Below are 26,756 nucleotides of genomic sequence, written 5' to 3' on the forward strand. Positions count from 1 at the left end.
CCATCCAACCTGAGCGGATCATGAACAGCCGCGACGTTTGGCGGTCGCCGCCCGGCGCCTGGGCGCTATCCTGTCCGGCCGCCTTTCCGACGCTGCTCATAGTGCTGCCGCTGGTTTGGCGGATCGTGACCTGCCTCGTTGCGACCCCCACCCCGCCGATAGACGCGCCTACGACAACGCCCCCAGCACGCCGCGCGTCGCCTTGTCGATCTCCTCGACATAGCGACGGCGGGCGAAGGTTTCGGTGAGAAAGCCGATCACCTTGCGGCTGTCGGTGGAATCGACCACCGCCAGCATCTCGGCCTCGGCCTCGTCGAACACCGCCATCGCCGACTTCACATTCATTTCCGGGATCAGCACGATGTCGATCAGGCGGGCGAGCTCGACCACCTGGATGTCGTCGGCGATGCTGTCGAGATCATTGGAGAACAAGTCGGGCAGCATGACCAGCCCGACATATTCGTCCGCGTTGTTGACGATCACGATTCCGGGCCGCGAGCCCAGCGCGAACTCGCGGCGGACGGCGGCGATCGTCGTGGTCGAGGGCACCTTGCCGACGTCGGAGCGCATCAGCCGCTCCACGGTGAGATTGCGCAGCCAGCCGACGTCGTTGGCGCTGCGAATGGTCTCGCCGCGCAGATGCAGGCGCCAGGTCGAGAATGAATGGCCGAACATGAAGCGGACGCAGATCGAGGTGACGATGCAGCCGGCCAGCACCACGGCGGTGACGTCGACGTTGCGGGTCATCTCGAGCACGAGGAACGACATCGTCAGGGGACCGCCGACGATGGCGACGCCGAGCGTCGCCATGCCCGTCAGCATCGCGACCAGCGGATCGATCGCGAAGTTCGGGCTGATCAGGAGCAGCACCGCGGCAAAGAACTTGCCGATCAGGCTGCCGACGAACAGCGATGCGAAGAACAGGCCGCCGCGGAAGCCCGAGGCGAGCGAGATCAGGCAGGCCGTCACCTTCAAGGCGATGATCAGCGCGATCAGTCCGATCGTCATGTCGTGAAAGAGGTCGAGCACCATGGCGCCGTGGCCGGCCGCCAGCACCTGCGGCGTGATGATCGCGAAACCGCCGACGATCAGGCCGCCGATCACCGGGCGCAGCCAGACCGGCAGCCAGGCGAACAGGCGCTCGAACATCGGCGAGGAGCGCATCACGGCGATGCCGACGCCGCTGGTGATGAGCGCCAGCCCGATCAGTGCCAGATATTGCTCGACGCCGACGGCGCTGACCTTGGGAATCTCCAGCGAATACGGCGCACCGCCGAGCCATTGCGCGGTCAACGCGCCGGCGAGCGAGGCGGCCAGGATCGGCGCGGCGCTGCCGACCGAATAGACGCCGACGATCAGCTCGCAGGCGTAGAAGGCGCCGGTGATCGGCGCGCCGAACGCCGCCGCGATCGCGGCGGCAGCGCCGCAACCGACCATCAGGCGGAGATCGTTGCGGCGAAGATTGAAGAACTTGCCGAGCAGCGAAGCAATTCCAGAGCCGATCTGGGTGTAGCCCGCCTCGAGGCCGACCGAGGCACCACAGCCGTTTGAGATCAGCGTCTGGCTCGACACCACCACGCTGTCGCGCATCGAGAGATTGCCGCCGCGCAGCGCGTTCGCCTCGATCGGGTCGACCGCGTTCGATATCTTCATGCGCCGCCGCGACCATTCCATGATTCCGAGCGACAGCCCACCGAGCGCGGGGGCGATCAGGGCCGCCCACGGACTGACGCTTTCGTGAGCCGAAAGATGAACATCGATGGGAATGCCGTAGATCACCACATGCGCGATCTGGGCGATGTGGGCCATCAGCGTCACGACCGAGCCCGCGAGCGTGCCGATCACCAGCGCGAGCGGGATCAGGTAGAACTCGTTGCTGCGCAAGAGGGCGCGCAGCCGAACCATGGTGCGGTTCGTCCCCTTGCGATCGACGAGATGCCTGATCCGTACGAACACCCTCTGCCTGCCCTACCCTTCCGACAGGCCGTAGCCGGCCATGCGCTGGCGGACCCGCTCGATCTCGGCGCTGGGGAGCAGCGGCGGTTGTCCGATCTGGAGGCAGCCGTGATATTGCCGCGCCAGCGTCTCGACCTCGACGGCGAGCCACATCGCCTTGTCCAGCGTCTTGCCGATCGCGATCATGCCGTGATGGTCGAGCAGACAGGCAAGCCGGCCCTCCAGCGCCCGCACAGCATGTTCGGACAGCTCCGCCGTTCCGAACGTCGCATAGGGCGCGCAGCGGATGCTGTCGCCGCCGGCCGCCGCGATCATGTAATGCACCGGCGGAATCTCCATGCCCATGATCGCCAGGATGGTGCAATAGGTCGGATGGGCGTGCACGACGGCGTTGACCTCGGGCCGCGACTTCAGGATGTCGCGATGAAACCGCCATTCGCTCGACGGCTTCTGGTCGGGCCCGTGTGCGCCGTCCATGGTCATGAACACGATCTGCTCGGGCGTCATGGCCTCATAGGGCACGCTGGTCGGCGTGACCAGAAGCCCGTCCACATGGCGGACAGAGATATTACCCGAGGTGCCCTGGTTGATGCCGAGCGCATTCATGCGCCGGCAAGCGTCGATGATGGCCTGTCGCTTGGCGAGCTCGTCCGTTGTCATCGACATCCCGATTTCCCGACGATGGTCTTGTTAGACCGGAAGTACGTCAAAGCAATATGGCAGTGCAAGCGAAAGCGGCCCGGATCGGGTGTCAAAACCGCGAAACGGACGGCAAAATCAATGGATTCACTGCTGTCGCGACGCTATGGCAGGCCGGCCTGGTAGGCCGCAACCGCGTTGATCACGAACTGCCCGAACAGGCCGCGAGCAGCATGCCGGGGACGCGCAAGAGCACGGCATTTCCGGTGGGTCCGAGAGTGCGTGCGATCGCGGAAGGTCATCTGATAGGACGCGCCGAACAGCAGCAGCCCGCCGGCAATCTGGAGGGCGGGATGCCGATCCCGAGCCGGTGCAGCAGTCGGTTTCCGAGCGGCGCAATCACCACCAAAATCGAGGCCGCGATCATGGTGGGCGCAGCGGACAGGGCGAATCCGAGCATGTCTCGCCGGGATCCCGGAACGCTGGAACGATGGCGGGCGGACTGACTTAGCCCGGCAGGACCGTTTTTGCAAAATCACTGGAGACGATCGATGAGCGACAGTGGAATCGGAATGCTGCTCGGCCAGCTCTCGGCCAACCTGCTCTGGCTCTGGTTCATCGAGCATTCGTGCTCGGCGGGATCCTCGTCTTTGGCGTGATGAAGGCCGGCCACCTCAGGCGCGGCGAGCGGGCGCAGCTCGATCGCAACACCGAGGCGCGGCAACGCCAGGAAGATCCGTATAAGCGCCCGACCTGAGCGTAGACCGGTTGCAGATTGGAACTTTCGTTAATGAAGCGGCTTTGATCGCCTGAGGATTGAGGAGGGCGAGGCCTTCCCGTGTCACCTCGTGAGGAGGACCTATGGCTAAGCAAGCAAAGAAACGCACGACCAGGAAGACCGCGGCGCGCCGGCCGCGTCAGGCACCGAAGATGCTCAGCGACCTGTTTCTGGAGACGCTGAAGGACATCTATTTCGCCGAGAACAAGATCATCAAGACGTTGCCCAAGATGGCGAAGGCAGCACAATCGAAAGAGCTGGCCGCGGCCTTCAACAAGCACCTGCGCGAGACCCAGGGTCAGGTCAAGCGGCTCGATCAGATCTTCAAGATGCTGGGCAAGCCGGCACGCGGCAAGCCCTGCGAGGCCATCAACGGCATCACCGACGAGGGCGCCGAGATCATGAAGGACTTCAAGGGCGCACCGGCGCTCGACGCCGGACTGCTCGCGGCCGCCCAGGCGGTCGAGCACTACGAGATCTCCCGCTACGGCACCTTGCGGACCTGGGCCGAGGAACTCGGCATGCAGGACGCGGCAAGGCTGCTTCAGGCGACGCTGGACGAAGAAGAGGCGACCGATCACACACTGACGGAGCTCGCGACGTCCGTGATCAACCTCGAAGCGGAGGAAGAATACCGCGCCGCGGCCTGACCCGCGCCGCTCTCGATGACGGAACGCCGCGGCTAAGGCCGCGGCGTTTGTTTTTGGATTACACGACAGCGCATGGCACGCCGGCGCCGGCGCACTGGATTTTCCGGGAACCGGCCCCATATGCAGGCTTTCCCACCCCTGAGCCTTCCACATGCAACCCAAAAATCCCCTCGACTGGATGCTGTCCGAAGCCCTGGATTCGCTGACCCGCGCCGACCGGCTGCGCCAGCAGTTCGGCCGCCAGGAAGCCTGCTGGGAGCCGCCGATCGACGTGCTGGAAACCGAGCACGAGCTCCTGATCCTGGTGGCGCTTCCGGGCGTCAATCCGGACAATGTCGAGACGGTCATTCATGACGGCGTGCTCGTCATCTCCGGGCAGCGCACCCTGCCGCCGGAGCTCCGCAACGCCCGCATCCACCGGCTCGAGCTGCCGCAGGGGCGTTTTGAACGCCGCATTGCATTACCCATCGGCCGCTACGCCATCAGCCGCTTCGTGATGGACGGCTGCGTCGCACTGCGCCTCGCCAAATCCTGAGGTCGATCATGGCCACCGAACAGATGAACAACGAACAGACCAACAACGACGTGAAGATCCCCGACGACGCGCTGATCATCATCCCCGTGCGCGAGATGGTGCTATTTCCCGGCGCCATCGCGCCGATCACGATCGGCCGGGCGAAGTCCATCGCCGCCGCCCAGCAGGCGCTGCGCGAGCAGCGGCCCGTCGGCATCGTCCTGCAACGCAGCCCCGAGACCGACGCGCCCGGGCCCGACGATCTCTACCGGGTCGCGACCATCGCGAACATCGTGCGCTACATCACCGCGCCCGACGGCACCCACCACATCGTCTGCCAGGGCGTGCAGCGCGCACGCCTGCTCGACTTCCTGCCGGGGACGCCGTTTCCCGTGGCGCGCTTCCAGCAGATCCCCGAGCCGACCACGACCTCGCCCGAGATCGAGGCCCGCGCCCTGAACCTGCAGCGTCAGGCCATCGAGGCGATCGAGCTGCTGCCGCAGGCGCCGCCCGAGCTGGCCGCGATGTTCCAGGGCACCAGTGCGCCCGGCGCGCTGGCCGACCTTGCGACCTCGTTCATGGACATCAAGCCGCAGGACAAGCAGGAGGTGCTGGAGACCATCGACCTCGTCTTGCGCGTCGAGAGGGTGTCCAAGCACCTGGCCGAGCGGCTGGAGGTGCTGCGCATTTCCAACGAAATCGGCCAGAAGACCAAGGCCTCCTTCGACGAGCGGCAGCGCGAGGCGATCCTGCGCGAGCAGATGGCGACCATCCAGCGCCAGCTCGGTGAAGGCGACGGCAAGGCGGCCGAGGTCGCCGAGCTGACGGCTGCCATCGCCAAGGCCAATATGCCGCCCGAGGCCGACGCGCACGCCAAGAAGGAGCTGCGCCGCTACGAGCGCATGCCGGAGGCCGCCGGCGAAGCCGGCATGGTCCGCACCTATCTCGACTGGCTGATCGAGCTGCCCTGGGCGCTGCCCGCGGAGAAGCCGATCGACATCAAGGAGGCGCGGGCCATCCTCGACGCCGACCATTTCGGCCTGGAGAAGATCAAGGGCCGGATCATCGAATATCTGGCGGTCCGCAAGCTCGCCCCGCAGGGCAAGGCGCCGATCCTGTGCTTCGTCGGTCCGCCCGGCGTCGGCAAGACCTCGCTCGGCCAATCCATCGCCCGCGCGATGGACCGTCCCTTCGTGCGCGTCAGCCTGGGCGGCGTGCACGACGAGGCCGAGATCCGCGGCCACCGGCGCACCTATATCGGCGCGCTGCCGGGCAACATCATCCAGGGCATCAAGAAGGCAGGCAGCCGGAACTGCGTCATGATGCTGGACGAGATCGACAAGATGGGCCGTGGCGTGCAAGGCGATCCCTCGGCCGCCATGCTGGAGGTGCTCGATCCCGAGCAGAACGGGACGTTCCGGGACAATTACCTGGGCGTGCCGTTCGACCTGTCGCGCGTGGTGTTCATCGCGACCGCCAACATGCTGGACCAGATCCCGGGCCCGCTGCTGGACCGCATGGAGCTGATCAGCCTCGCCGGCTACACCGAGGACGAGAAGCTGGAGATCGCGAAGCGCTATCTGGTGCGGCGGCAGCTCGAGGCCAACGGCCTCTCGGCCGAGCAGGCCGAGATCGAGCCGGAGGCGCTGAAGCTGGTGGTCAAGGGCTACACCCGCGAGGCCGGCGTGCGTAACCTCGAGCGCGAGATCGGCAAGCTGTTCCGGCACGCTGCGGTGCAAGTCGCCGAGGGCACGGCCGAAAAGGTCGTGATCGCGGCGAAGGACATCGTCACCGTGCTCGGCCAGCCGCGGTTCGAAGGCGAGATCGCCCAGCGCACCAGCATTCCGGGCGTGGCCACCGGCCTTGCCTGGACGCCGGTCGGCGGCGACATCCTGTTCATCGAGGCATCAAAGGTGCCCGGCAAGGGCGGCATGATCCTGACCGGTCAGCTCGGCGACGTCATGCGCGAGAGCGTGCAGGCTGCGATGACGCTGGTGAAGAGCCGCGCCTCGCAGCTCGGCATCGATCCGCAGGCGTTCGAGAACAGCGACATCCACGTTCACGTGCCGGCGGGAGCAACCCCGAAGGACGGACCGAGCGCGGGCGTTGCGATGTTCACGGCGCTGACGTCCCTGCTCACCAACCGCACCGTGCGCAGCGACACCGCCATGACCGGCGAGATCTCGCTGCGCGGCCTGGTGCTTCCGGTGGGCGGCATCAAGGAGAAGGTGGTCGCAGCCGCGGCCGCCGGCCTGAAGCGGGTGATGCTGCCGGCGCGCAACAAGCGGGATTATGACGACATCCCGAAGAGCGCGCGGGACAACCTCGAATTCATCTGGCTGGAGCACGTCGACGAAGCCATCGCCGCAGCGCTCGAACCGGTCGAAGCTCAAGTCAACGCGAAGGTCGAAGCGGCGGAGTGAGGCGATGAAGAAATTGCTGGAGCAAGCGAAGGGATCGCGGAAGGCGCAGCGGCTGCGCCAAATGCTCGATCGCGCGATCGACCGGCTTCGCGATGCGCTGGCGGCCCCGAGGCCGCAGCTTCAACCCGTTCCGGTCAGGGTGAAGCGCCGCAAGGGTTGAGCCCTCCGTCTCAAGTCCTCGCGGCTGCCCCAAGCAAAAGGCCCCCTTATCCGAGGGGGCCTTGCGTCGTTAGCCCACGGCGTCCTTGGCCGCCTTGACCGGGCGGGCGCGGACGATCTTGCGGGCCGGCTTGGCCTTGAACATCATCTCTTCGCCCGTGAACGGGTTGGTGCCCTTGCGTGCCTTGGTCGCCGGCTTCTTGATCACGACGAACTTGGCGAAGCCCGGCACCAGGAACAGGCCGTTCTTCTTGAGCTCCTTGTGACCGACGTCGGTCAGCGTCTCCATGACGTTCTTGACGTCGCGCTTGGAAAGCTCTGTGGCGGTCGCAATCTTTTCGATCAACTGCGATTTGGACATTTGGGTGGCCATCGTGTCTCCTCTGATTCGTGACGGCTGCATATTAGACCAACCGGCGAAGGCCTATAGCCTTCTGCACAGTTTTGTCGCGGTTTTACGGGCTTTTTTGGCCCCATGTGACAAAAAACCCTGCATTTTAGCCACTTCCAGTGCGGAAGAAGCCTTGAGCAGCGGATTTTGCCTTGTTTCAAAGGCCCGCACGACATCTTGCTAGAACTGATTCGCCGCTTTCGACAAGCGACGACCGGCCTCTTTCTGACGGGAAGCGCGCGATTCACCCTGAAAAATAAGGGCTGGATCGATATCGCCGGTCTTCCTCCCCGTAAAAGCAGGGAGAAAGTGAGGGGCGATCGGCTAGACGCGCTCGATGATGATGGCGGGCGCCATGCCGCCGGCGGCGCACATGGTGACGAGACCGCGCTTGAGATCGCGCCGTTCGAGTTCGTCGAGCACGGTGCCGATCAGGATCGAGCCGGTGGCGCCGATGGGATGACCGAGCGCGATCGAGCCACCGTTGACGTTGACCTTGGCACGATCGAGCTCGAGGTCGCGGATATATTTTTCCGCCACCACCGCGAACGCCTCGTTGATCTCGAACAGGTCGATGTCGTCCACGGTCAAGCCCGCCTTCGCCAGCACCTTGCGCGTGGCCGGCACCGGCGCGTTCAGCATCAGGGTCGGCGAGTCCCCCATATTCGCCATCGCCACCACGCGGGCGCGTGCTTTGAGGCCATGCGCCTTGGCGTAAGCGGGCGAGGCCAGGAGGATCGCCGCGGCGCCATCGACGACGCCGGACGAGTTGCCGGCGTGGTGCACGAAGTCGATCTCGAGATCAGGATATTCCTGGAGGATCAGTCCGCGATAGGTCGTGCCCTTGTCGTCGAGCGCATAGTCGGCGATCGCCGGGAATGCCGGTTTCAGGCTGCTGAGCCCCTCCATCGTGGTCTGCGGCCGCGGATATTCCTCGTGGTCGAGTGCAAGGCTGCCGTCCTCGCGGTGAACAGGCACGAGGCTCTTCTTGAAGTAGCCATTCGCGATCGCGTGCGCGGCCCGTTTCTGACTCTCCAGCCCGAGCGCGTCGACATCCCCTCGGGTAATGCCTTCCAGCGTCGCGATTGCATCCGCGCAGACGCCCTGATGCGACTGCGGATGCCGCGCGCGCAGCCGCAGATTGCCGTTGTCCATCATCATCGGGCCACTGCCGCGGCGGCCCTCCATCGACATCATCTCGCAGCCGCCGGCGATGACGAGGTCTTCCGCACCGGCCATGATCGAGGATGCCGCCATGTTGACGCTGGTGATGCCGCTTCCGCAAAAACGATCCAGCGTCACGGCGCTGGCGCGCACGTCGTAGCCGGCATCGAGCGCCGACATCCGGCCGAGATCGCCGCTTTGCGTTGCGACCTGCGCGCTGCAGCCCCAGACGATGTCGTCGACGTCGGCGGTATCGATGCCGGTCCGGTCGGCGAGCGCGCGCAGAACGGTTGCGCCGAGCTGCTGCGGATGAATGCCCGAGAGTGCCCCCTTGCCGGCCTTGCCGACGCCGCGCGGGGTCCGGCAGGCATCGATGATCAGTGCGTCAGCCATTGGCGTTGTCCTCTCGTTTATGGATGTTGAGAACGGTTTTGGATAAGCGCGAGAAGAGAGTCAATGCGCGGCGTTTAAGCCCCGCAGCCGGATTTTCCGCTGCGCGAAAGCCCCCGCGACGTCATGGCCGGGCTTGTCCCGGCCATCCACGCCTTGCAACGTCGCACGAAGAACGTGGATGCCCGGGACGAGCCCGGGCATGACGATCTCTCAGTGGCTCTAGATGGAAGAAAACCGCTACGCCCCCGCCGCGTTCTTCGCGATCACGTTGCGGTAGAAGCTGGCGCTGAGCTTCGGCGTGCGCACCTGGGTATCGAAATTGACGTGATAGAGCCCAAAGCGCTTGTTCAGCCCGTAGACCCATTCGAAATTGTCCATCAGGCTCCAGAGGAAATAGCCGCGCACCGGCACGCCTTCGGCCGTGGCGCGCTGGAGCTGGGCGAGATAGTTGCGCAGGTACATGATGCGGTCGGTGTCGTAGATCTTGCCGTCGGGCGTCACGGCGTCGTCGCCGGAGGCGCCGTTCTCGCTGATATAGATCGCATCCGTCTTCCAGATCTTTGCCGCGAGCTTCGGCACCCAGTAGATCGTCTCGGGTCCGACGCGCAGCCAGTCCGAGTTCATATGCGGAAACGATTTGGGAATCGGCAGCGGCATGAAGCCGGCGCCCTGATCGGACGCCACCACGTAGTTCTGCGGCGCGTAGATGTTGAGGCCGAGGAAATCGACCTTTGAGGAGATGATCTTCAGCTCCGCATCGGTGTATTTCGGCGCGTTGGGCCCGGCGAATTTCAGGAAGGCATCGGTATAGCGGCCCGTCATGATGACGTTGAGATAGCCCGCGTTCATCTCGCGCAGCGCGATCTCGGCGGCGCGAACGTTTTCCGGCGTGTCGATCGCGGGCGCGCAGGCATCGACGTTCTCGGCCGGCCCGACCCTCGTGCCGCGGCGGCCGTGGGCGCGCACTGCCTGCACCGCGAGCCCGTGGGCCAGCGCACTGTTGTGCCTGATCTGGTTGACGTCCGCTTGCGGCAGCTGCAAGCCCGGCGCGTCGATGCCGGTGCCGTAGCCGAAATAGACGAAGCGGCCGCTCTCGTTCAGCGTGAAGACGTTCTTGACGCGATCGGTCAGATGCTTGGCGACATAGGCCGCGTAGTCGCCGAAGATCTTGCAGGTCTCCGTCGAGCGCCAGCCGCCGAAGCGATCCTCAAGCGATTGCGGCAGGTCCCAATGATAGAGCGTCAGCCACGGCTCGATGCCGTTCTTCAGGAGCTCGTCAATGAGCCGGTTGTAGAAGTCGAGCCCCTTTGGATTGGGCTTGCCGTCGCCGTCCGGAAACGACCGCGGCCAGGCCACCGAGAAGCGGTAGGCCTTGCAGCCGAGTTCCTTGATGAGGGCAATGTCCTGCTTGTAGCGGTGATAGTGCTCGTTGGCGCGGTCACCTGTGGTGCCGTCCTCGATCTTGCCGGGGATGCGCACGAACTTGTCCCAGATCGAGGCCCCTCGCCCGTCCTCGTTGACCGCGCCCTCGACCTGGTAGGACGAGGTCGCTGTTCCCCAGACGAAGCCGGCCGGAAAGCCGGCGCGCGGCGCTGCCGGTCTCGCTTCGGCTGCATCGAGCGAACCGGTCAGGCCGGTCGCGGACAGCCCCGCGAGTTTCGCGAAACGGCGACGCGAGACCTTGTCCGACATTGATGCTTCTCCGCTTCCAATCCTGTTGCGGGCGCACAATGGCGAGTTCAGGGCAGTTTGAGAAGCAAGCTTTGGGAGAAACCGGATGCAGAATCGCGCGGTCCGGGGGCCGACATTGGGTTGCCGGGCCAACTGCCCCGCGTGCTTCCCGGCTCAGCGCGGACGCTTGGGCAACTTTGGCAACTTGGCGAGGTTGAACGCCGGGCGCGACTCGGCTCGCTGTTCACGTGCCGGCAGCGGCGGTTCGCTGAGAATGAGCGTTCCCTGCAGAATCATTCCCGGCACTTGCTGTGCCGTCGCGGTGTAAGTGGCGATCTTGCCGGGGCAGTTTCCCTCGATGTCCAAAACGAGCTCGTCCTCCACGCCAAACACCGTTGCACGACCGTCGGTGTGGCGCTTGGTCGAGACGGTGGCGGTGAAGCGATCCCCATCGACCTGACAGGAGCCGTGATAGGTCATCAGGCTGTCGCGGCCCCAGATCTGTCCGTCGGCGACATGGACGATCCCGGTCCCCTGATCGAGCGGCGTCTGGTACCACGCCGCATATGTCCCGTCCTTCAGCATGGGAGCAGTCTCCCCTGGCATTCCCTCACGATCATCCGCACGATCAGCGCTAAGAAAGCGTTAATCACGCGGCCCGTGCCATTCCGGCCTGTCCTTGCGCAGCTCGGCTTCGAGCTCCTCGACGATGCCGTGAAGCAGACACGCGGCCAGCGGATCCGTCACCTCCCGCTCCAAACGCCGATAACGGGCGATCCGGCATTCCTGCTCTCTCAATTGGTGCTCTGTCATCACACGGGCCCTCCGGCGAATTGACGCGGAGAGCGCCGGGCAGTTTCGTTAAAGTTTTCAGATCATTCTTGATGGTTTCTGATTGGTAAAGACGGCGCTGCGCGGCAGCGGGGCCAAGTCGTCGCGAAGGCGGCATCGTCTCTAGGTGGACAGGCGAAGCCAGACGTCCCTGCTCGCCAGCGTGCCGTTGGGCGTCGCGATCTCCATATCCACGACGTGCAGGGAACCGGGCTCGTCTCCATAGATGTACTTGAGGTGCCACATCAGGCCCAGGTCCGGTGAAACGACAAAATCGTCCAATGCGTCCGTGATATCTCGAACGGCCTCACGGTGCGTCAAGGGCGCGGAAAACATCGCATCGATCAGGTCGGCGAGGCTCATGCCCTCGACGAGCATCATTCGCGCGATCTCGTCGCCGTAGACATGCCGAAGCGCTGCAACGATCGCAGCGACGGCATCCGGATTCTTCAACGACACGGCAAAGCAGGCCTCCGAACCTATCATGACGGAGGCGGCATATTCTGCAAGCTCAGCGAGCACTCCGGCAAGAGCAACGGACGCGGCGTCGGAAGGCGCCCAGCCTGGCCAGGCTCAGCGAGCTCAGGTCGGCGAGCGCCCCACTATTGGCGAGATTGGGCAAGGCTTCGCCGTCGACGCCCCGGCGGCTGCTTCCGATTGCACGCCGGGTGTGCTTCTGCTACTTTGAGGTACGTGCCTCATTTTACCTCGCCGACCCCACGTCGGGGAATGGCGTTTGGGCACAAGCAGAGTTGGCCTGCATCAAGGGCCGACCGCCTTAGGGAGGATGATATGCAGCGTCTCTTGGTTGCAGGTGTCTCTATTGCCTTCGCGGTAGCAGCGGGTGTCGGCTCGGCCGGCGCAGCGGACAAGAAAGTCCTGGCCTTCGTCGTCAATGGCGCATCCGACTTCTGGAAGATCGCTGAGGCCGGCATGAAGAAGGCGCAGGGCGAGCTGCCCAACTACGACCTCCAGTTCAAATATCCGGAACAGGCTGCGGCCGCCGTGCAGCAGCGCGTGATGGACGACCTCGTCGCCGCCGGCGCCGCCGGCATCATGGTCAGCGCGGTCGATCCGAAGAACCAGACCGGTCACCTCAACAAGGTTGCGTCCCAGACGGTGCTGTTCACCACCGACAGCGACGCGCCGCAATCCAAGCGCGTGGCCTATATCGGCTCCTCCAACACCGATCTCGGCAAGGAAGCAGGAAAGCTGATGATCAAGGCGCTGCCGAACGGCGGCAAATGCGTCGGCTTCGTCGGCCTGCCCGGCGCCGACAATGCACGCGAGCGTATCGAAGGCGTGAAGGAGACCATTAAAGGCTCGAAGGTCGAGCTCGTCGACGTCCGCGGCGACGAGATCGACCAGACCCGCGCCAAGCGCAACGTCGAGGACATCCTTGCGGCGATGCCCGACGTGAGCTGCCTCGTCGGCTTTTACTCCTACAATACGCCGCGCATCTATGAGGTGCTCAAGGAAGCCGGCAAGCTCAACAAGATCAAGATCATCGGCTTCGACGAGGATCCGATCACGCTCGGCGGCGTCAAGGAAGGCAGCATCGTCGGCACAGTGGTCCAGCAGCCGTTCGAGTGGGGCTATCAGGGCATGAAGCTGATGGCGAACTACATCGGCGGCAACAAGTCTAGTGTTCCGGCCAACGGCATCATCATCGTGCCCGGCAAGGTCATCGAAAAGGCGAATGTCGACGACTTCATGGCCTCGATGAAGCAGATGCTGAAGAAATAGGAGATATCCCCGCTGCCCGGGCCGCAGCCTGCCATGTCGGAGCCGTTCCTCGAGCTGATTGACATCAGCAAGAGCTATCCAGGCGTGGTCGCTCTCGATCGCGTCGGTTTGCAGGTGTCGCCCGGCGAGGTCATTGCGCTGATCGGCGAGAACGGCGCCGGCAAGTCGACGCTGATGCGCGTGCTTGGCGGGGTGGTTGAGCCGAGCGGCGGCGTCATCCGTGTGGACGGCGCCGCGCGAAGCTCGCTCACCGTGACGGATGCGATCAAGGCGGGCATCGCCTTCGTCCATCAGGAACTGAACCTGTTCGACAATCTGGATGTCGCCGCCAACGTCTTCATCGGCCGCGAGCCCGTGCGCGGCGGGCCCTTGCGGCTGATCGACCGCAAGCGCATGCATGCCGACGTCGCTCCGCTGCTCGACCGGCTGGGCTGCGATTTCGCGGCCGATGCACCGCTCGCCGAATTGTCGCTGGCGCAGCGCCAGCTCGTCGAGATCATGAAGGCGCTCTCGCTCGATGCTCGCCTCGTCATCATGGACGAGCCGACATCGAGCCTGACGCTCACGGAGACCGACCGCTTGATGCGGATCGTCGCCAGCCTGAAAGCCCACGGAGTCAGCGTCATCTTCATCACCCATCGCCTCAATGAGGTGATGCAGTGCGCCGACCGCGCGGTCGTGCTGCGTGACGGCCGCGTGGTCGGCACACTGACACGCGCAGAACTCTCGCCGGCGGCAATGATCCGCCTGATGATCGGCCGCGACCTGAAGTCGCTTTACGTTCCGCCGGCCGCACCACCTGGGAACAACGTGCTCCAGATCGTCGAAGCCGTCACCGACACCTACCCCGACCGCGCCGTGAGCCTGTCGGTCCGCAGCGGCGAGATCCTCGGACTTGCCGGCCTCGTCGGGTCCGGCCGCACCGAGCTCGCGCGCGCCGTCTTCGGCATCGACCGGTTGCGTGGCGGCGCGATCAGGCTCGATGGCGAGCCGATCCGTATCGCAAACCCGCGGGCCGCCATCGAGCAAGGCATCTATCTCGTCCCGGAGGACCGCAAGGGCTCGGGCCTGCTGCTCGACGTCTCGATCAGCGAGAACATCTCGCTGCCGGATCTGGCGTCCTATTCGCGCTTCTGGCTGGTGGATACGGCGCGCGAGCACGAGAATGCGATGCGCCAGCGGGAGCGTCTCAATATCCGCGCCCCCGACGTCGAGACCGTCGTCGGCTCGCTGTCGGGAGGCAATCAGCAGAAGGTCGTGCTCGCCAAATGGCTGTCGATGCGGCCGAAGGTCCTGATCTTCGACGAGCCGACGCGTGGTGTTGACGTCGGAGCCAAGCAGGAAATCTACGACATGCTGCGCCGCCTCACCGACGCCGGCGTCGCGATCCTGATGATCTCCAGCGACATGGAGGAGGTGATCGGGATCAGCGACCGGATCGCGGTCATGCATGAAGGCGCAATCTCGGGCTTCCTTGATCGCAGCCAGTTCAGCGAGCACAATGTGCTGCAGCTTGCCGTCGGTCACGCAATTGGACCGGAGGGACCTTGAGCAAGAAAGACCTGAGCCTTCTGGTCCTGATCCTCCTGGTCGGAACCGTCGTCGCCCTCATCAATCCGAGATTCCTGTACGTTGGCAACCTCTCCAATACGGCCAACCAGGTCGGGCTGTTCGGCATCTTCTCCATCGCACAAGCCTTCGTCATCATCATCGGCGGAATCGAGCTGTCGGTTGGTTCCGTGATCGCGCTGCTGGGCGTCCTGTTCATCGACCTCATCGTCAATCACGACGTCGACTGGTTGGCGGCAACCGCGATGATCGTTGCGGCCGGGCTCCTGATCGGCCTGATTCATGGCACGCTGGTGACCAGGATGCGGATCCAGGCCTTCGTGGTCACGCTGTGCGGCCTCCTGATTTATCGCGGCGCGGCACGCTATTATACCGAGGACTCGACGGCGGGGTTCGGCTTCGGCGCGAGCTTTCCGATGCTGGAATGGCTGGCCGCCGGCCGCACAAATGTCCTCGGCTTTCCGCTGCCGCACAGCGTGGTGGCGCTTGGCCTGGTGACCATCATCGCCTGGGTGGTGCTTCACCGCTCCGTATTCGGCCGCTACCTCTATGCCGTCGGCAAGAACGAGGAGGCGGCACGCTACTCCGGCATCCGCTCCAGCCGCGTGATCATCTCGGCCTATGTAATCTGCGGTGGGCTGACCGCATTTTCAGCCATCCTGATCGCGATGTACACCCGTTCGATTTCGCCGGCCGTGCACGGCTCGTTCTACGAGCTCTACGCCATCGCCGCCGCTGTGCTCGGCGGCTGCTCCTTGCGCGGCGGCGAAGGCTCGATCATCGGCGTCGTGCTCGGCACCGTGCTGCTCCAGATGCTGCAGAATCTGGTCAACCTGCTGGGCATTCCGAGTTCGCTCAATTTCGCAGTGATGGGAACGGTGATCCTGGCCGGAGTGCTCGGCGATCAGTATCTGGTGCAGCGACGCAGCCGCGTCGGGGCGACCAAAGGCCGAGGGCAGACGAGCGCCGCGGCCGCACCGATCGAGAAACTGAAGGCGGAGTGAAGGCGACGGTTTGCGCCGGTGTGTATCCGGCACGGACGGTCGATCACGGGAAGACGACAGCACTTCCAAAGTATCCGGAGCGCGATGAGACGAGGAAGCATCGTCATCACGCTCCAGGCTATTGTTTCAGCATGAGCTTCTCGGAAAGCCGCTGCGCACTTCTCCGGATCAGGCCTTAGAACGTCACCCGCATCCCCGCATAGAACGCGCGCGGCCTGGCCGGGCTGAGCGAGCGCGGGTCGGTGAATTCGGCTCCCCCGTTGGCGAAGTTCGGCAGCGCTTCCCTGTCGAAGAACGTGCCGAGCGTGGAGTAGCGATTGTCGAAGATGTTGTTGACGCGCCCATAGAGCTGAATGTTCCGGGTGATCTGGTAGGAGCTGTGGAGATTGAACACGGCGTAGGACGGGAGCTGTGGAAACTGGTTGGACTCGTCGCCGACGTAATACTGGCTCGAAACAAAGAGCGCGTCGCCTCCGACTTTCCAGACGTCAGTCACCGCATATTCGACGCTGGCCTTGATGAGGTGCCGCGGCAAGCGCGGAATCTGGTTGCCCGGCAGGACCTGGATGTTGCCGTCGGCGTCTGCGAACGGGCTATCCGAGCCCAGCGTTAGCGCATCGAGGAAGCGCGCATCGAGGAATGCATAGCTCGCCTGGAACTGCAGCACGTTCGACTTCACGCTCACCTCGGCTTCGAGCCCCTGCCTGCGCGTGCGACCAATGTTCTGGAAGAAGCCGAAGCCGGTCAAGCCGGGGATCGGCGTCGCAACGATGTCGTCGTAATTGGTGGCCCGGAAAGCGCCGATCTTCCATCCGAGCGAACCGATCTGCAGTTCCTTGGTGCCGCGGAAGCCCGCTTCAACGGTCTTGGACACGACTTGCCGCAGCGGAGGATCGGCGACCAGGAATTGTCCGATGATGCAGGGCCTCGCCGGATCGGCGCAACCCAGCTCGAGCGGCGTCGGCACCCTGTTGGCCTCGGAATAGCCGGCATACGCCGTCACTTCGGGCGTGATCCTGAAGGTGCCTCCGACGATCGGATTGAAGCGGTAGAAGGCATGATCGCCGTTGAGCGCGGTGCCGAGCTGGTCCATCAGGGAAATCTGGGCGGCATTGAACCGTCCGCCGCCAGTGACCGCAAAACGATCCGTCACGTCGAACGTGTCCAGTGCATAGAGGCCCTGATACTGGTTGACGGTGCGAAGCGACACCGGACCGATCGACGTCGGCTCGCCCGACTGACCGAGGAATATGCCGCTTCCCGTGACGACGTAGTTCGTGCCGATCGTTCCCAGTTCGGTGCTGCCCGTGAAATGCGTCTTGCTGAGGTCGTAGCTTGCGCCGACCACGAAGCGGTTGCCGTGACCGAACAGCTGATCCGTGTTGGTCGCCTGCCCGGATATGCCGAACGACGTCGACTTGGTGGAGGTGCGATCGATCTGGCTCAGGATGGCATCGGGGCCGAAGGTATTGGCGAGCTGCACGCCATTCAGGCCGAACGCGGGGACGTCGTCGTCGTCGAAGCAAAGCAGCGTCGGGTCGGCGCAAGGCACGGTATCGGTCGGGTTACCGTCGACGGTACTTTGCTTGAAGTGCCGCAAACGCGCCGTGCCTTCGAAGGTCCAGGTCGGCGTTGCCTCCACCTTTCCGGTGAAGTTGAGATAGCCGACCTTGTTGGAGATGGTCTGCGGCGTCGTATAGGTGGCGCCCCAATATTGCTGGAGCAATTCGGCCGGAACGGTACTGGGGCCTGCCAAGGAGTTGTTGGCGACGCCGCCATTGAGATGGAATTCGCTGCCCTCGAAGCGATATCCGACATCGCCATAGAAGCGTCGCACGTCGGACGATGAAAAGTTGCGAAAGCCGTTGTCGTGGATGCCTTCGAGCGCGCCGTAGACGGACCAGTTCCTGTCGATCTGCTTGCCCCATTGCGCGGAGCCCTGAATGCGGCCGAACGAGCCGCCCATGACGTCGATCTCGGCGCCCTGATAGTTGAAGCCGTTCTTCATCTGCAGATCGATGGCACCGCCGAGCGCATTGAGCCCATAGGCGGGATTGTTGGTCACCGCGACGGCTGATCGGATCGCAGCCGTCGGAATGAGGTCCCAATTGACGATGTCGGAGAAGGCCTCGTTGATGCGGACACCGTTCTGGTAGACGGCGAGACCCTGCGGCGTCCCGGCAAGCGGCGACGCGACGTAGCCGCGAAACTGGATATCGGGCTGGAAGGGATTGCCGGTCACCTCATTGATGCTGACGCCGGGCACGTGCTGCTGCAGGGCATCGGCGATGTTCGGCGAGTTGGTGCGCCTGATCTGGCCGGCGTCGACCGCGTTGATCGCCGAGGGAACCTTGTCGACGTCGAGACCTTTGCCGCTGCCCGGCGAGGTCGGATAGACGTAAAGGCGGGTCCTCGGCGCGGCGGACGACGGGGCCCCGATGCGCGCGACGGGCCGGGACGGAGCACTGCGCCGCACGGCCGGCGGCGGTGCCTCGACCTCGACCGGCGGCAAATTCTGGATGTTGGTTTGCTCATCCGGCGCGGCGCCCGCCTCGGTCGCCACGACCATTCCCGTACAGATTGAAATTACGACCAGACCCCGAACGCCCATCCGTCTCCACCCACATTTTCCGGCAATCTTGTTCCCCGCCGTTCAAGCCAACGTACAGGCCAAAAGCCGCGGCACGCCAGCCGTAAAAGGTCCGCCCTCTCCACGGCAGGAAATCCCGATCAAATCGGGAATTCTTCCCGATCCGGTCGCCACGCGATCGTCGACTTACCTCGACTCTCGGGAACTATTCCCGGTGCCGGCGAGACTTTATGCTCAACCCGACCGATGGTCTCTGTGCAATCCTTGACGCGACATCGCGACCTCGTCGCGAGTCATTCATCCGTAGACTCAACACCCCGCCCTTCGTGGCGGGGTGCCTTTACGGGACGCAAAAGAAAGTCGGAGGAAACGATGAGGCTGCGGGAACGCATTTCCGTTCGAGATCTATTTGTCCGGCGCGTCCGCCGCCGCCTCGTCACGGGGTTCGCCGCGAGTCTTGGCGTCGCCGCGTCCATCGCCGCCGCAGGCGCGCAGGACACGACCAAGAGCTTGACGCCCGACAGCATCAAGGCCGCGATTGCCCAGGTCGACAGCGCCTACATCAAAGCCAATGCGGCGACATCCAACAATTGGCCGACGATCGGCCTGGACTACGCCGAGACCCGCTTTTCGAAGCTCAATCAGATCACGAGCGACAACGTCAAGAACCTCGGTCTGGTCTGGACCTACAATCTCGAATCCTCGCGCGGAGTCGAGGCGACGCCGGTCGTCGTCGACGGCATCATGTACCAGACGGCCTCCTGGAGCATCGTGCATGCGATCGACGCGCGCACCGGCAAGCGCATCTGGACGTTCGATCCGCAAGTCAACCGCGAACTCGGCTACAAGGGCTGCTGCGATGTCGTCAACCGCGGCGTCGCGCTCTATAAGGGCAAGGTGTTCGTAGCTGCCTATGACGGCCGCCTGATCGCGCTCGACGCGGCAACCGGCAAGAAGGTCTGGGAAAAGGACACGCTGATCGACCACGAGCATTCCTACACCATCACCGGCGCGCCGCGCGTCTTCAACGGCAAGGTCGTGATCGGACAAGGCGGCGCCGAATATGGCGCGCGCGGCTACGTCACCGCATACGATGCCGAGAGCGGAAACCAACTCTGGCGCTGGTTCACCGTGCCCGGCGATCCGTCGAAGCCGTTCGAAGACGAGTCGATGGAAAAGGCGGCCAAGACTTGGGATCCCGCCGGCCAATATTGGCTCAACGGCGGCGGCGGCACGCCATGGGACACCATCACCTTCGACCCCGAGCTCAACCTCGTCTACATCGGCACCGGCAACGGCTCGCCCTGGAACCGGAATGTGCGCAGCCCCGCCGGCGGCGACAACCTCTATCTCGCCTCGATCGTGGCGCTGAACGCCGACACCGGAAAATACGCCTGGCACTATCAGGAGACGCCCGGCGATCACTGGGACTACACTTCGACCCAGCCGATGATCCTCGCCGACATCAGCATCGACGGCGCGCCGCGCAAAGTCATCCTGCACGCGCCCAAGAACGGCTTCTTCTTCGTGATCGACCGCACCAACGGCAAGTTCATCTCGGCGAAGAACTTCGTCGATGTGAACTGGGCCACCGGTTACGATGCCAACGGACGCCCGATCGAGGTGCCGGCCGCGCGCGGCGATGCGGCCTACGACTCGATCCCCGGGCCCTACGGCGCCCACAATTGGCATCCGATGTCGTTCAACCCGCAGACCGGGCTGGTCTATCTGCCAGCGCAGAATGTGCCGGTGAACCTCATTCCGGAAAAGATGTTCAAGCAGAATGCCGCAACGCCGGGCAAGTTCGGCGGCGCCACCGGCTGGAACGTCGGTTTCGTCCTCAACGGAGAGCCGCCCAAGAGTCTTCCGTTCGGGCGTCTGATCGCGTGGGACCCGGTCAGGCAGAAGGAAGCCTGGCGCGTCGAATACCCCTCGCCATGGAACGGCGGCACGCTGACCACGGCCGGAAACCTGGTGTTTCAGGGCACGGCGGATGGTCGGTTCGTCGCCTATGACGCCAAGACCGGAAAAGCGCTGTGGGAGACACCGACCGGCACCGGCGTCGTCGCTGCGGCTTCAACCTATATGCTCGACGGCGTGCAGTATGTCTCGATTGCCGTCGGCTGGGGCGGCGTCTACGGCATGGCGCAGCGGGCGACCGAGCGGCAAAGCCCTGGAACGGTCTACACCTTCGCGCTCAACGGCAAGGCGCCGCTGCCGGAATTCGTGAAGTACCAGACCGAAGGCCTGCTCCAGGGCGTGAAGTACGATCCGAAGGACGTGCCGGAAGGAACCGCGCTCTATGTCGCCGCCTGCGCCACCTGCCATGGCGTGCCCGGTGTCGACAAGGGCGGCAACGTCCGCAATCTCGGCTACGTGCCGGCGGAGGAGATCGCCAACCTGAAGAACATCGTCTTCAAGGGACCGTTCCGCGACAAGGGCATGCCCGACTTCACGGGCAAGCTGACGGAAGCCGATGTCGTGAAGATTCAGGCTTTCATCCAGGGCACGGCCGACGCGATACGGCCGAAGAAGTGACGCGGCGACACGGCTGCGGCAGGCATTGCCGCAGCCGGCGGAGATGGTTTCAAGCCTAACGTTGCATCAATCAGGCGCGATGCAGACCAGAGAGTTCCATTTGAGCCCGATACTCGTCGTCGATGATCATCCAATCATCGCAGAAGCGTGCCGCGTCGTGCTGGGCGACGTCGAGGACGTCGTCGCTGCGCGTGATGTGCCGAGCGGCTATCAGGCATTCCTGGAGCACCGGCCCGGAGTCGTCATCCTGGATCTGACCTTTCCCGGAGAAGCACTGGGCGGCGTCGACCTACTGCATCGGATCTCCTCGGATGCACCGCTCGCGCGCGTGCTGGTTTTCAGCATGCATGCGGACGCAAGCATCGTCGCGTCCGCAATCAAGGCGGGAGCCATCGGATATCTGCTGAAGGACTCGGCGCCGGACGAGCTGCCGAAGGCGGTGCGCCAGGTCAGGCTCGGTCATCGCTATGTCGACGAGCGGATCAATCTGCGCGGCGTGCCCCTGCCCGATCACGTCGAATTCGGCAAGGCCGCCACACTGACGCGCAGGGAAAGAGAGGCGCTCAGCCTGCTCGGCCAGGGAAACGCCTACTCTGCGATCGCCGAAGAGCTGGACATCACGCCGCGCGCCGTCGCGCGGCTCGTCAAGCAGGCGAGGATCAAGCTCGGGATCCGTCGCACCAGCGACCTGCTCCGCCGTGCGTACGAGCTCGCGGGCGGCGCAGACGGTTCGAATTGACCCGGCGCGGCGCGCGACATCAATTCGGATCAGGACGCGGCCGTCGGTACCAAGGCCTCCACCGTCACCCCTCCGTCACCGGACACGACATTAAGCGTGCCGCCCAGCGCCAGGATCCGCTCACGCATCCCGACGAGGCCGAAGCCGAGCTTCTGGCCGGGCTCCATGCCGCGGCCGTTGTCGCTGACCCGCACCCGGGCGCAGGAGCGGCCGTCGTGAGCCGTCTGCTCCGCCGGTTCGATGACGACATTGACCGAGGTCGCGCCGGCGTGGCGGAACACATTGGTGAGCGCCTCCTGCACGATGCGGTAGATGGTGAGATCGGCGGTCTCGCCGGTGGGCCCGAGCGCGGGTGAGATCACGGTCTCGACCGCGACATCCGGATGCGATTCCCGCCACAGCCGCGACAGCGATTCCAGCGCCTGGCGCAGGCCGAGCTCGGCGAGCCCGACCGGGCGGAGGCGCTCCAGCACGCGGCGATTGAACTGCTGCAGCGCGTTGATCTGCTCCAGCATGGCGCTGCCGTGTTTTCGCACGGCTTCCGCATTGGGAACCCGTCCGTCCGCCTGCTTCGCCAGCGCGCCGGCATGTGCGCGCAACGAGAACAGATACGGCCCGAACTCGTCGTGGAGCTCGCGCGCGATCTCCTTGCGCTCGATGTCCTGAAGCGAAACCGCTCGCTCGGCGAGGCGCCGCTTGTCCTCGACCGCCTCATGAAGCGTTGCGGCAAGGTGGTTGAGCTTGGTGCATATCGCGGCGAGCTCCGGCGCACCGCCCGGCGTGACGCGGGCCTCGTAATGTCCGCCTTCGAGCTTCCCCATCGCCTCCGCCAGCGACTGCAGCGGCGCCAGCGCCCGGCCGACCACATTCATCATCAACAGGAACAGCGCCAGCGCGATCGCCGAGCCGACCTCGAGCTGGGTCACGATGCCGTCCCAGATCTCCGCGATCTCGTCATCGGGATGCGAGGTGATCAGGAGCGAACCGGGCCGGCCATGGACCGTCACCGGAACGCTCACCGCGGTCTGGTCGGGATGAACCAGGCTGACGAACCAGGCTGGTGGCCCGTGCGTGTCCGCATCGGCATCGGCCCGCGGCGGCGTCAGCGGATGGCCGGCGGCATCCCGGAGCGTGATGCTGACATGGCGCAGACGGCTGAGATCGCGGGCGATCTGGTTCAGCCTGGCGTCCGGATCGGGGGCTTCGTTGAGGTCGGCCACGATCATTTCGATGAACTCGCGCGCGAGGCGGATCACGCTCTGGTCCTCGGCCTGCACGCGGGGACCTGCCTCCGCGATCTGGCGGCCGATATTGACGGCGAGCCCCAGCGCCAGCAGCAGCGCCAGCAGGAGGTTGATGCGCCCGCGCAAGGATAGATTTTGCCACATGGGTATCGCTCGTGCCTCGCGAAGCTCTGCCCGCCGCTGTCCGATGACGTTGACAGGGGCGGAGCGGCGGATATCTAATCGGAAGCGTACAGCAATCCCGGCCGGGTTGCATGAGGCGAGCTCGGACACATCGCTCACGCGCCTGTCCCAGGTCGGTATCATGCGGCGCAGAGCAGGCAAGTTCGTCGCAGGAAACGCTGTCACGGGGAACGCCTATGCGCATTCTGATCGTGGATGATCATCCCATCGTCGCCTCCGGCTGCCGCGCCGTGCTGGCCGACGAGGGCGAGATCGAGATTTTGGAGGCCGCCGACGCCGAAGACGGCGAATGCGTCTTCATCGTCGAACGTCCCGACCTCTGCATCATCGACATCAATTTGCCGACCGTCTCCGGATTCGAGCTCGCGCGCCGCATTCTCGAACGCGCGCCCGAGGCCCGCATCATCATGTTCAGCATGAATGACGACCCGGCCTTCGCCGCGCGCGCGATCGAATGCGGGGCCAAGGGCTACGTCTCCAAGACCGGCGATCCCGACGACCTCGTCGAGGCGATCCGCGCCGTCGGCGGCGGCGGCACGTACCTGCCGAGCGCGATCGCACGCAGCATCGCCTTCGCCGGGCCGACGCTGGCGCAAAGCCCATTGTCGAAGCTGAACGCGCGCGAGATGGAGATTTTGCGGCTGCTCAGCGCCGGAAAGAGCCTGTCGGAGATCGCCTGGCTGGTGCAATCGTCGTACAAGACGGTCGCCAACACCTCCTCCATCATGCGGCAGAAGCTCGGCGTGAAGACCTCGGTCGAGCTGGTGCGGCTGGCGATCGACAGCGGTGTCGCCTGACGCGGGCCGCCGCCACACTTTCGCTCACACAAGCGTTGCAATGTTGATGTGGTGAGATGCCACGGAGCTAGGGCATGACGATTCAGACTGTCTCGACCAACAAATCCTACGGCGGCGTGCAAGGCGTATACCGCCATGCGAGCCAGGCGACCGGAACCGACATGGTGTTCTCGGTCTATGTTCCCCCGCATGCCGAAGGCGCGAAGCTGCCCGTGGTCTGGTATCTGTCCGGCCTCACCTGCACGCATGCCAACGTCACCGAGAAGGGCGAATTCCGCAAGGCCTGTGCCGAGCTCGGCCTGATCTTCGTCGCGCCCGACACCTCACCGCGCGGGCCGGACGTTCCCGGTGATGCCAACAATGCGTATGATTTCGGGCTCGGGGCCGGCTTCTATGTCGACGCCACGCAGGAGCCGTTCGCGCGCAATTATCGGATGTGGAGCTACGTGACAGACGAGCTGCCCAAGCTCGTGGCGGGAAATTTTCCCGTCGACGCCAAGCGGCAATCCATCATGGGTCATTCGATGGGCGGTCACGGCGCGCTGACGGTGGCGCTGCGCAACCCGCACCGCTATCGCGCCGCGAGCGCATTCGCGCCGATCGTGGCGCCCTCGCTCGTGCCCTGGGGCATCAAGGCGCTGACCGGCTATCTCGGACCGCACAAGGAGGCCTGGCGCAGCCACGACACGGTGGCGCTGATCGAGGACGGCGCCAAGTTCTCCGGCTTTCTGGTCGACGTCGGCGAAGCCGACAATTTCCTGAAGGAGCAGCTCAAGCCGGAGCTGCTCGAAGCCGCCTGCACCAAGGCAGGCATCCCGCTGACGCTGCGGCGTCAGGCGGGCTATGACCACAGCTATTATTTCATCTCGACCTTCATGGGCGATCACCTGCACTGGCATGCGGAGAAGCTGAAGGGGTGAGGCCTTCTTACCCTCCCCTGAAGGGTAAGAGTCCCCTACTCCCGCCTGCCGTAATTTGGCGCGAGCAAGCGGTTGCGGATCAGGTAGCTCATCGCGCGCGTCCAGGCTTCATCGGTGTTGCCGCGCATGTCGACGCTCGCCGCGGTGATCATGGCGCCGGTCTTCACGTCGCGCAGGTAGACGTTGAGGTTGATGATCAGGTTCGAGACCTTCTGCACCATGCCGGTGATCTCGAGCTCCGCTCCCAATTGCCCGGCGAGCTTGAGATCGCAGCCGCCACAGGCCTGCAAGTTGGCGCGGCGGGCGGCGTCCCTGACCGGCGCGATGTCCAGCACCTGGAACCTGCCGGAATCGGTCAATTCCTTGCGGAGCTGCTCGCTGATGCGCAGGAGCCGCGCCTCTTCGGGCCTGGAGCCGTAGAACTCCCCGGGCAGGCTGGTGTCGATCAGCTCGAAATCGAAAACGGCCAGCTTCGGCGGGTCGGCGCGCGCGACCGAAGGCGTCAACAGCAAAGCGGCGGCCATCATCGATGCTCGCATGATCGTGATTCCGGACGCCGCCAGCGCGCGGACGAAATGCGGGGTTGCATGCCCTGACAAATTGGTCATGCTTGAAGCAGAGACAATTCTCCACCTGGGGTCAAGCCGGGGAGATCGTCCGGAGGAAACATGATCCGATGGTTGGCCGGTCTGATCGGCATTGGTCTTGCTGCGACGAGCGCGCTCGCGGCGGAGCCTGTCCTGATCGGCGTCGGCTATCTCGGCCTCGCCGCTCCCCGATCGACGCTGTCGCTGCTCGATCAGCCCGCGGAGAATGACGGCCTCGCCGGCGCCCGCCTCGCGATCGATGACAACAACACCACCGGAAAATTCCTCGGCCAGCGGTTCGCGCTGGAAGAGCGCCGCATCAAGGAAGGCGACGACCCGGTGCAGGCCGCGACCGCGCTGGCAGAGAAGAACGGCTTCATCATCGCCGACCTGCCGGCCGATGCGCTGCTGAAAGTCTCGGATGCCCTGCGCGAGCGTGGCACGCTGCTGTTCAATGCGGGGGCGATCGACGAGCGGCTGCGCGAGGCCGATTGCCGGGCCAACGTGATCCACACTGCGCCGACGCGCGCAATGCTGGCCGATGCGCTCGGGCAATATCTGGTCTGGAAGAAGTGGTCGCGCTGGCTGCTGGTGGTCGGCTCGCACGACGAGGACAAGCTGTTTGCCGACGCGCTGCGGCGCACCGCCGCACGGTTCGGCGCCAAGATCGTGCAGGAGAAGACTTTCGAAGACAAGGGCGGCGCGCGGCGCACCGACAGCGGCGTCACGCTGATCCAGCGTCAGATGCCGGTGTTCACGCAAGGCGCGCCGGCCTACGACGTGCTGGTCGCTGCCGACGAGAGCGAGGTGTTCGCCGGCTACCTGCCCTATCGCACCTGGGATCCGCGCCCCGTCGCCGGCTCGGCCGGCCTGGTGCCGCGCAGCTGGGACGCATCGCAGGACCAGTGGGGCGCGATCCAGATGCAGAACCGCTTCATGAAGCTGAATTCGCGGCGCATGACCGCGCGCGACATGCAGGCCTGGACCGCGGTGCGCATGATCGGCGAAGCCACCTCGCGCACCAATTCAGGTGACGTCAAGAAGGTCACGGACTTCATCAAGGCCCCGGATTTCTCGGTCGCCGCCTTCAAGGGCACGCGATTGACCCTGCGCGACTGGAATTTGCAGCTGCGCCAGCCGATCCTCCTGGTTGACGGCCGCATGGTGGTGTCGGTCTCGCCGCAGGAGGGGTTCCTACACCAGGTCTCCGAGCTCGACACGCTCGGCTATGATCGTCCGGAAAGCAAATGCAAATTGAAGTGAGCGATGT

Annotated in this window: 24 protein-coding genes and 1 pseudogene; 14 read left to right on the forward strand and 11 right to left on the reverse strand. The window is 64.6% G+C overall.

Annotation, left to right across the window (positions count from 1 at the left end; all coding sequences use genetic code 11):
• Positions 1-50: 50 nt before the first annotated feature.
• Positions 51-158: pseudogene (locus K410_RS41065) on the forward strand (DUF2798 domain-containing protein); the annotation flags it as partial.
• Positions 159-168: 10 nt separating this feature from the next.
• On the opposite strand, the gene K410_RS0126970 reads toward K410_RS41065, so the two are convergent.
• Complete coding sequence (locus tag K410_RS0126970; protein WP_028137757.1) at positions 169-1,956, reverse strand: chloride channel protein; 1,788 nt, start codon at positions 1,954-1,956, stop codon at positions 169-171.
• A gap of 12 nt (positions 1,957-1,968) precedes the next feature.
• Positions 1,969-2,622 (reverse strand): L-fuculose-phosphate aldolase, encoded by a 654-nt coding sequence (locus K410_RS0126975; RefSeq protein ID WP_028137758.1) that lies wholly within the window; start codon positions 2,620-2,622, stop codon positions 1,969-1,971.
• Here K410_RS0126975 and K410_RS40570 point away from each other — a divergent pair.
• The 5 genes from K410_RS40570 to K410_RS40575 all read left to right on the forward strand — a co-directional run bounded on the left by K410_RS40570 (position 2,610) and on the right by K410_RS40575 (position 7,120).
• The gene (locus K410_RS40570; RefSeq protein ID WP_196236072.1) at positions 2,610-3,101 is read left to right on the forward strand and encodes a hypothetical protein; all 492 of its coding nucleotides are present in this window, start codon (positions 2,610-2,612) and stop codon (positions 3,099-3,101) included. The genes K410_RS0126975 and K410_RS40570 overlap by 13 nt on opposite strands.
• Positions 3,102-3,456: 355 nt before the next feature.
• A complete protein-coding gene (locus K410_RS0126990) occupies positions 3,457-4,023 on the forward strand; it encodes a YciE/YciF ferroxidase family protein (RefSeq protein ID WP_028137761.1) in 567 nt (188 codons plus the stop codon).
• A gap of 151 nt (positions 4,024-4,174) precedes the next feature.
• The gene (locus tag K410_RS0126995) at positions 4,175-4,558 is read left to right on the forward strand and encodes an Hsp20/alpha crystallin family protein (protein WP_028137762.1); all 384 of its coding nucleotides are present in this window, start codon (positions 4,175-4,177) and stop codon (positions 4,556-4,558) included.
• Positions 4,559-4,566: 8 nt separating this feature from the next.
• Positions 4,567-6,960, forward strand: coding sequence for an endopeptidase La (gene lon, locus K410_RS0127000; protein ID WP_028137763.1), 2,394 nt, complete (start codon positions 4,567-4,569; stop codon positions 6,958-6,960).
• A gap of 4 nt (positions 6,961-6,964) precedes the next feature.
• Positions 6,965-7,120, forward strand: a complete 156-nt coding sequence (locus K410_RS40575) for a hypothetical protein (RefSeq protein ID WP_196236073.1) — start codon at positions 6,965-6,967, stop codon at positions 7,118-7,120.
• 69 nt (positions 7,121-7,189) lie between these two features.
• Here the strand turns inward: K410_RS40575 and K410_RS0127010 are convergent, their stop codons facing one another.
• The 6 genes from K410_RS0127010 to K410_RS0127040 form a co-directional block, all read right to left on the reverse strand.
• Positions 7,190-7,492 carry an HU family DNA-binding protein gene (locus tag K410_RS0127010; RefSeq protein ID WP_025037698.1) on the reverse strand — a complete coding sequence of 101 codons (303 nt, stop codon included), beginning with the start codon at positions 7,490-7,492 and terminating at the stop codon, positions 7,190-7,192.
• 342 nt (positions 7,493-7,834) lie between these two features.
• The gene (locus K410_RS0127015) at positions 7,835-9,067 is read right to left on the reverse strand and encodes an acetyl-CoA C-acetyltransferase (protein WP_028137764.1); all 1,233 of its coding nucleotides are present in this window, start codon (positions 9,065-9,067) and stop codon (positions 7,835-7,837) included.
• A 60-nt stretch (positions 9,068-9,127) separates the two neighbouring features.
• The gene (locus tag K410_RS40580) at positions 9,128-9,268 is read right to left on the reverse strand and encodes a hypothetical protein (RefSeq protein WP_196236074.1); all 141 of its coding nucleotides are present in this window, start codon (positions 9,266-9,268) and stop codon (positions 9,128-9,130) included.
• Positions 9,269-9,304: 36 nt separating this feature from the next.
• Positions 9,305-10,759, reverse strand: a complete 1,455-nt coding sequence (locus K410_RS0127025; protein ID WP_028137765.1) for a GH1 family beta-glucosidase — start codon at positions 10,757-10,759, stop codon at positions 9,305-9,307.
• A 153-nt stretch (positions 10,760-10,912) separates the two neighbouring features.
• Positions 10,913-11,323, reverse strand: a complete 411-nt coding sequence (locus K410_RS0127030; RefSeq protein WP_028137766.1) for a hypothetical protein — start codon at positions 11,321-11,323, stop codon at positions 10,913-10,915.
• Positions 11,324-11,692: 369 nt separating this feature from the next.
• Complete coding sequence (locus tag K410_RS0127040; protein WP_245269544.1) at positions 11,693-11,950, reverse strand: hypothetical protein; 258 nt, start codon at positions 11,948-11,950, stop codon at positions 11,693-11,695.
• Positions 11,951-12,361: 411 nt separating this feature from the next.
• On the opposite strand from K410_RS0127040, the gene K410_RS0127045 reads away from it, so the two are divergent.
• The 3 genes from K410_RS0127045 to K410_RS0127055 are packed head-to-tail and all read left to right on the forward strand — an operon-like array spanning position 12,362 to position 15,888.
• A complete protein-coding gene (locus K410_RS0127045; RefSeq protein WP_028137768.1) occupies positions 12,362-13,315 on the forward strand; it encodes a sugar-binding protein in 954 nt (317 codons plus the stop codon).
• A 33-nt stretch (positions 13,316-13,348) separates the two neighbouring features.
• Complete coding sequence (locus K410_RS0127050) at positions 13,349-14,866, forward strand: sugar ABC transporter ATP-binding protein (RefSeq protein WP_028137769.1); 1,518 nt, start codon at positions 13,349-13,351, stop codon at positions 14,864-14,866.
• The gene (locus K410_RS0127055; protein ID WP_028137770.1) at positions 14,863-15,888 is read left to right on the forward strand and encodes an ABC transporter permease; all 1,026 of its coding nucleotides are present in this window, start codon (positions 14,863-14,865) and stop codon (positions 15,886-15,888) included. Before K410_RS0127050 ends, K410_RS0127055 begins: the two co-directional genes overlap by 4 nt.
• Before the next feature lie 175 nt (positions 15,889-16,063).
• On the opposite strand, the gene K410_RS0127060 is transcribed toward K410_RS0127055, so the two are convergent.
• Complete coding sequence (locus K410_RS0127060; RefSeq protein WP_245269545.1) at positions 16,064-18,457, reverse strand: TonB-dependent receptor; 2,394 nt, start codon at positions 18,455-18,457, stop codon at positions 16,064-16,066.
• 393 nt (positions 18,458-18,850) lie between these two features.
• Between K410_RS0127060 and K410_RS0127065 the strand changes: the two genes are divergently transcribed.
• Positions 18,851-21,016, forward strand: a complete 2,166-nt coding sequence (locus K410_RS0127065; RefSeq protein WP_049820333.1) for a PQQ-dependent dehydrogenase, methanol/ethanol family — start codon at positions 18,851-18,853, stop codon at positions 21,014-21,016.
• Between the two features lie 79 nt (positions 21,017-21,095).
• Positions 21,096-21,755 (forward strand): response regulator transcription factor, encoded by a 660-nt coding sequence (locus tag K410_RS37320; protein WP_049820334.1) that lies wholly within the window; start codon positions 21,096-21,098, stop codon positions 21,753-21,755.
• Positions 21,756-21,784: 29 nt separating this feature from the next.
• On the opposite strand, the gene K410_RS0127075 is transcribed toward K410_RS37320, so the two are convergent.
• Positions 21,785-23,143, reverse strand: a complete 1,359-nt coding sequence (locus K410_RS0127075) for a histidine kinase (protein WP_028137773.1) — start codon at positions 23,141-23,143, stop codon at positions 21,785-21,787.
• 215 nt (positions 23,144-23,358) lie between these two features.
• Here K410_RS0127075 and K410_RS0127080 point away from each other — a divergent pair, with 215 nt between their 5' ends.
• Positions 23,359-23,979 carry a response regulator gene (locus K410_RS0127080; RefSeq protein WP_018320706.1) on the forward strand — a complete coding sequence of 207 codons (621 nt, stop codon included), beginning with the start codon at positions 23,359-23,361 and terminating at the stop codon, positions 23,977-23,979.
• A 74-nt stretch (positions 23,980-24,053) separates the two neighbouring features.
• Positions 24,054-24,899, forward strand: a complete 846-nt coding sequence (gene fghA / locus K410_RS0127085) for an S-formylglutathione hydrolase (protein WP_028137774.1) — start codon at positions 24,054-24,056, stop codon at positions 24,897-24,899.
• Between the two features lie 35 nt (positions 24,900-24,934).
• On the opposite strand, the gene K410_RS0127090 is transcribed toward fghA, so the two are convergent.
• Positions 24,935-25,507 carry a DUF3280 domain-containing protein gene (locus K410_RS0127090; protein WP_028137775.1) on the reverse strand — a complete coding sequence of 191 codons (573 nt, stop codon included), beginning with the start codon at positions 25,505-25,507 and terminating at the stop codon, positions 24,935-24,937.
• 60 nt (positions 25,508-25,567) lie between these two features.
• Here K410_RS0127090 and K410_RS0127095 point away from each other — a divergent pair, with 60 nt between their 5' ends.
• Positions 25,568-26,749 (forward strand): ABC transporter substrate-binding protein, encoded by a 1,182-nt coding sequence (locus tag K410_RS0127095; RefSeq protein ID WP_028137776.1) that lies wholly within the window; start codon positions 25,568-25,570, stop codon positions 26,747-26,749.
• The last annotated feature ends 7 nt before the right edge of the window (positions 26,750-26,756 follow it).

Origin of the sequence: Bradyrhizobium sp. 22, from assembly GCF_000482425.1 — a bacterium.
Taxonomy (GTDB): domain Bacteria; phylum Pseudomonadota; class Alphaproteobacteria; order Rhizobiales; family Xanthobacteraceae; genus Bradyrhizobium; species Bradyrhizobium japonicum_B.

What these genes read in the sequence shown, in the direction of transcription:
- K410_RS0126975 (WP_028137758.1), bottom strand. Translation starts at nt 2,622, where the DNA reads ATGTCGATGACAACGGACGAGCTCGCCAAGCGACAGGCCATCATCGAC.
- K410_RS0126990 (WP_028137761.1), top strand. Translation starts at nt 3,457, where the DNA reads ATGGCTAAGCAAGCAAAGAAACGCACGACCAGGAAGACCGCGGCGCGC.
- K410_RS0126995 (WP_028137762.1), top strand. Translation starts at nt 4,175, where the DNA reads ATGCAACCCAAAAATCCCCTCGACTGGATGCTGTCCGAAGCCCTGGAT.
- lon (WP_028137763.1), top strand. Translation starts at nt 4,567, where the DNA reads ATGGCCACCGAACAGATGAACAACGAACAGACCAACAACGACGTGAAG.
- K410_RS40575 (WP_196236073.1), top strand. Translation starts at nt 6,965, where the DNA reads ATGAAGAAATTGCTGGAGCAAGCGAAGGGATCGCGGAAGGCGCAGCGG.
- K410_RS0127010 (WP_025037698.1), bottom strand. Translation starts at nt 7,492, where the DNA reads ATGGCCACCCAAATGTCCAAATCGCAGTTGATCGAAAAGATTGCGACC.
- K410_RS0127015 (WP_028137764.1), bottom strand. Translation starts at nt 9,067, where the DNA reads ATGGCTGACGCACTGATCATCGATGCCTGCCGGACCCCGCGCGGCGTC.
- K410_RS40580 (WP_196236074.1), bottom strand. Translation starts at nt 9,268, where the DNA reads ATGCCCGGGCTCGTCCCGGGCATCCACGTTCTTCGTGCGACGTTGCAA.
- K410_RS0127025 (WP_028137765.1), bottom strand. Translation starts at nt 10,759, where the DNA reads ATGTCGGACAAGGTCTCGCGTCGCCGTTTCGCGAAACTCGCGGGGCTG.
- K410_RS0127030 (WP_028137766.1), bottom strand. Translation starts at nt 11,323, where the DNA reads ATGCTGAAGGACGGGACATATGCGGCGTGGTACCAGACGCCGCTCGAT.
- K410_RS0127040 (WP_245269544.1), bottom strand. Translation starts at nt 11,950, where the DNA reads ATGATGCTCGTCGAGGGCATGAGCCTCGCCGACCTGATCGATGCGATG.
- K410_RS0127045 (WP_028137768.1), top strand. Translation starts at nt 12,362, where the DNA reads ATGCAGCGTCTCTTGGTTGCAGGTGTCTCTATTGCCTTCGCGGTAGCA.
- K410_RS0127050 (WP_028137769.1), top strand. Translation starts at nt 13,349, where the DNA reads ATGTCGGAGCCGTTCCTCGAGCTGATTGACATCAGCAAGAGCTATCCA.
- K410_RS0127060 (WP_245269545.1), bottom strand. Translation starts at nt 18,457, where the DNA reads ATGGTCGTGGCGACCGAGGCGGGCGCCGCGCCGGATGAGCAAACCAAC.
- K410_RS0127065 (WP_049820333.1), top strand. Translation starts at nt 18,851, where the DNA reads ATGAGGCTGCGGGAACGCATTTCCGTTCGAGATCTATTTGTCCGGCGC.
- K410_RS37320 (WP_049820334.1), top strand. Translation starts at nt 21,096, where the DNA reads ATGCAGACCAGAGAGTTCCATTTGAGCCCGATACTCGTCGTCGATGAT.
- K410_RS0127075 (WP_028137773.1), bottom strand. Translation starts at nt 23,143, where the DNA reads ATGTGGCAAAATCTATCCTTGCGCGGGCGCATCAACCTCCTGCTGGCG.
- K410_RS0127080 (WP_018320706.1), top strand. Translation starts at nt 23,359, where the DNA reads ATGCGCATTCTGATCGTGGATGATCATCCCATCGTCGCCTCCGGCTGC.
- fghA (WP_028137774.1), top strand. Translation starts at nt 24,054, where the DNA reads ATGACGATTCAGACTGTCTCGACCAACAAATCCTACGGCGGCGTGCAA.
- K410_RS0127090 (WP_028137775.1), bottom strand. Translation starts at nt 25,507, where the DNA reads ATGACCAATTTGTCAGGGCATGCAACCCCGCATTTCGTCCGCGCGCTG.
- K410_RS0127095 (WP_028137776.1), top strand. Translation starts at nt 25,568, where the DNA reads ATGATCCGATGGTTGGCCGGTCTGATCGGCATTGGTCTTGCTGCGACG.